General features: G+C 73.9%; 4 protein-coding genes. All 4 read left to right on the top strand.

Annotation, left to right across the window (positions count from 1 at the left end):
* Positions 1–133: 133 nt before the first annotated feature.
* Positions 134–1,315 carry a phage portal protein gene (locus ACESL7_RS14990; RefSeq protein ID WP_372894099.1) on the top strand — a complete coding sequence of 394 codons (1,182 nt, stop codon included), beginning with the start codon at positions 134–136 and terminating at the stop codon, positions 1,313–1,315.
* The gene (locus ACESL7_RS14985) at positions 1,308–1,544 is read left to right on the top strand and encodes a GTA head formation protein, RCAP_rcc01685 family (RefSeq protein WP_372894098.1); all 237 of its coding nucleotides are present in this window, start codon (positions 1,308–1,310) and stop codon (positions 1,542–1,544) included. Before ACESL7_RS14990 ends, ACESL7_RS14985 begins: the two co-directional genes overlap by 8 nt.
* 11 nt (positions 1,545–1,555) lie before the next feature.
* A complete protein-coding gene (locus tag ACESL7_RS14980; protein ID WP_372894097.1) occupies positions 1,556–2,071 on the top strand; it encodes an HK97 family phage prohead protease in 516 nt (171 codons plus the stop codon).
* A gap of 23 nt (positions 2,072–2,094) precedes the next feature.
* A partial coding sequence (locus ACESL7_RS14975) for a phage major capsid protein (protein WP_372894096.1) occupies positions 2,095–2,837 on the top strand: 743 nt, incomplete at its 3' end.

Below are 2,837 nucleotides of genomic sequence, written 5' to 3'. Positions count from 1 at the left end.
TCGGTCCACCTGTTGCGCGCCGCCGCGCGGGGCGTGCGGCGGGGTTTCCCGCGCTTAACACGGGCGCGGCTAGAACGCCCTTCGAGACGGCGCGGGGCCCGGCCCCGGCGCCGAGGACACGAAGGAGCCCCGCATGGTCTTTCCCTTCCGCCGCCGCCCCGCGCCCGAGGCCAAGGCGAGCGCCGCCGCGCCGGTGATCGCATGGGCGGGGTCGGGGCGCGTCGCCTGGAGCCCGCGCGAGACCGGCGCGCTGACGCGGGCGGGCTTCGCCGGCAACCCGGTGGGCTTTCGCGCGGTGAAGCTCGTCGCCGAATCCGCCGCGGCGCTGCCGCTCGTCCTGCAGGATGTCGCGCGGCGCTACGAGAGCCACGCGATCCTGTCGCTCCTGCGCCGGCCGAACCCGGCGCAGGGGCGCGCCGAGCTGATGGAGGCTTTCTACGGCCAGCTTCTCCTGAGCGGCGACGCCTGGATGGAGGCGGTGGCCGGCGAGACGGGCGTGCCGGTGGAACTCCATGTCCTGCGCTCGGACCGGATGCGCGTCGTGCCGGGGCCGGACGGCTGGCCGTCGGCGCATGCCTACACGGTGGCGGGGCGCACGCACCGCTTCGACGCGACGGCCCGGCCCGCGCCCGTCTGCCACGTGCGCAGCTTTCACCCGCAGGACGACCACCACGGGCTCTCGCCGATGCAGGCGGCAGCGCAGGCGGTCGACGTGCACAATGCTGCCTCGCGCTGGTCGAAGGCGCTTCTGGACAACGCGGCGCGACCCTCGGGCGCGATCGTCTATCAGGGCGGCGACGGCGCCGGGGGCCTCGCGCCGGAGCAGTACGACCGGCTCGTGGCGGAGATGGAGAGCTATCACCAGGGGGCGCGCAACGCGGGGCGGCCGATGCTCCTCGACGGCGGGCTCGACTGGAAGCCGATGGGGTTCTCGCCCTCGGACATGGAATTCCAGAAGACGAAGGAGGCGGCGGCCCGCGAGATCGCGCTCGCCTTCGGGGTGCCGCCGATGCTGCTCGGCCTGCCGGGGGATGCCACCTACGCCAATTACCAGGAGGCGAACCGCGCGTTCTTCCGGCTCACGGTGCTGCCGCTCGCGGCGCGGGTGACGGCGGCGCTGGGCGACTGGCTCTCGGATCATTTCGGCGAGGCGCTCGCGCTCAAGCCCGATCTCGACCAGGTGCCGGCCCTCGCCGCGGAGCGCGACGCGCAATGGGCGCGCGTGGGCGCGGCGGGTTTCCTGACGCGCGCCGAGAAGCGCCGGCTTCTCGGCCTGCCGGCCGAACCGGCGGCGGAGGACGAGACCGATGATTGAGGCGCGGGACGGGCGGCAGGGCCCCGACACGCCGGCCTGCGCGCCGGCGCTCCGGCTGGAGGCGCACGAGGCGATGGCGCGGCTGCAGTTCGAGACCGTGCATCGCCGGCTCGAGAAGATCGAGGCGATGATGGAGCGGCTCGAGCGACGGCTCTGGATCACCGTCTACGGCGTGGTGGGGATGATCCTCGCGCAGGCGATGCAGTCGATGGTGCAGGTGGCGCCGTGAGGAGGGGCGGGATGGAACTGGAACGCAAGTTCGCGGGCGCGGAGGTCGCGCTGGACGGGGCGGCGCGGATCGAGGGCTACGCGAGCCTCTTCGGCGCGCCCGATCAGGGCGGCGACGCCGTGGCGCCCGGGGCCTTCGCGGGCGCGCTCGGGCGGGGCCGCGCGGTGCGGATGCTCTGGCAGCATGACCCCGCGCAGCCGATCGGCGTCTGGGAGGAGGTGCGCGAGGACGCGCGTGGGCTCTTCGTGCGCGGGCGGCTCCTGACGGAGGTGGCGCGCGGGCGCGAGGCGGCGGCGCTTCTGAAGGCGGGCGCGATCGAGGGGCTCTCGATCGGCTACCGAACGGTGAGCGCGGAGCGGCGCGGGACCGGGCGGCTGCTGACCGGGGTGGATCTCTGGGAGGTTTCGCTGGTGACTTTCCCGATGCTTCCCGAGGCACGGGCGCAGGCCAAGGCGGACCCCGGGGCGGAGGCGCTGCGCGCGCTCGCGGACGGGTTTCAGGCCGCGCGCCGGGCGCTGCGCGGCTGACGACGAGCAATCCGGAGGATGGCATGACCGAGACGACCGAGACCGGCGCGACCCCCGCGCCGGTGGCCGAGGCGAAGCGCGCGATGGCGGGTTTCGCAAAAGATTTCGGGGAGTTCCGGCAGGAGCTTCACGCGCGGCTTCAACAGCAGGAAGAGCGACTGACCATGCTTGATCGCAAGATGCAGAGCCCGGCGCGCCCGGCGCTCGCCCGCGCCGCCGACGAGACGGCGCCGCACGCCAAGGCCTTCGGGTCCTATCTCCGCTCGGGCGACGACGAGGGGCTGCGCGGCCTCGAGCTCGAGGGCAAGGCGATGACCTCGGCGGTCGCCGCCGACGGCGGGTATCTCGTCGATCCGGAGACCGCCGAGACCATCCGCGGCGTGCTCGACTCGACCGCCTCGATCCGGCGCATCGCCAATGTCGTCCACGTCGAGGCGACCGCCTACGACGTGCTCGTGGACACGACCGAGGTCGGCGCCGGCTGGGCGACCGAGAGCGACGCGGCGGCCGAGACCGGCACCCCGGCGATCGACCGCATCTCGATCCCGCTGCACGAGCTTTCGGCGCTCCCGAAGATCAGCCAGCGGCTGCTCGACGATTCCGCCTTCGACATCGAGGCCTGGCTCGCCGGGCGCATCGCCGAGAAATTCGCCCGCGCCGAGGCCGCGGCCTTCGTCGCGGGCGACGGGGTGGACAAGCCTCGCGGCTTTCTCACCCATCCGGCGGTGGCCGAGGCGAGCTGGAGCTGGGAGAGCCTCGGCTACGT

This window comes from Rhodosalinus sp., from assembly GCF_041685465.1.
Taxonomy (GTDB): Bacteria; Pseudomonadota; Alphaproteobacteria; order Rhodobacterales; family Rhodobacteraceae; genus Rhodosalinus.
Note: the sequence above shows the minus strand (reverse complement) of the source record. Positions and strands in the feature narration are given on the sequence as shown.

Bases quoted from the DNA above. Each gene is read 5' to 3' on its own strand.
- ACESL7_RS14990 (WP_372894099.1), top strand. From the start codon at position 134: ATGGTCTTTCCCTTCCGCCGCCGCCCCGCGCCCGAGGCCAAGGCGAGC.
- ACESL7_RS14985 (WP_372894098.1), top strand. From the start codon at position 1,308: ATGATTGAGGCGCGGGACGGGCGGCAGGGCCCCGACACGCCGGCCTGC.
- ACESL7_RS14980 (WP_372894097.1), top strand. From the start codon at position 1,556: ATGGAACTGGAACGCAAGTTCGCGGGCGCGGAGGTCGCGCTGGACGGG.